This is a genomic window from Gordonibacter pamelaeae 7-10-1-b, assembly GCF_000210055.1.
In the GTDB taxonomy this organism is placed as follows: domain Bacteria; phylum Actinomycetota; class Coriobacteriia; order Coriobacteriales; family Eggerthellaceae; genus Gordonibacter; species Gordonibacter pamelaeae.
Genome location: NC_021021.1, coordinates 2,127,040 through 2,127,677 on the forward strand (window position 1 = coordinate 2,127,040; position 638 = coordinate 2,127,677).

General features: G+C 73.0%; 1 protein-coding gene. It reads right to left on the reverse strand.

What is annotated here, in order from left to right:
* Window positions 1-638: glutamate ligase domain-containing protein (locus tag GPA_RS09805; protein WP_331429722.1), on the reverse strand; the 638-nt coding region annotated here is incomplete at both ends.

Below are 638 nucleotides of genomic sequence, written 5' to 3' on the forward strand. Positions count from 1 at the left end.
GCCCCGGCGGCGCCGGCCGCGAGCGCGTCCACGAGCTGCGGCCCGATGGCCGTCACGTCGCCCGCGCCCATGGTGATGACCAGGTCGCCCTCCATGGCCTTCGCCGCCAGGTACGGCACGACCTCCACACGGCGCGGCACGTAGGCCGCCTCGGGATGCCCCGCGTGGTCCAGCACCACGTTCAGGAACGTCTTGCCGCTCACGCCGGGAACGGGCGCCTCGCCCGCCGGGTACACGTCCATGAACGTGACGGTGTCGGCCGCGTCGAACGCGCGGCCGAACTCGTCCTTCAGCACCTCGGTGAACAGCGGCACGCGCGAGTAGCGGTGCGGCTGGAACAGCACGTGCACATGGCGGAAGCCCAGCTGCGACGCCGCGCCGATGGTGGCGGCGATCTCGGTGGGATGGTGCGCATAGTCGTCCACCACGGTGATGCCGGCGGCCTCGCCCACGAGGTCGAAGCGGCGGCGCACCCCGGCGAAACCGGCCATGGCGCGGGCCGCGGCCTCGGCATCCATGCCGAGCGCGTCCGCGAGCACGATGACGCCGGCGGCGTTCAGCACGTTGTGGCGGCCCGGGTTCTGCTTGACATGGGCGGCGAGCTGGCGGCCGTCGGGAAGCGCCAGCACGAAGTCGCT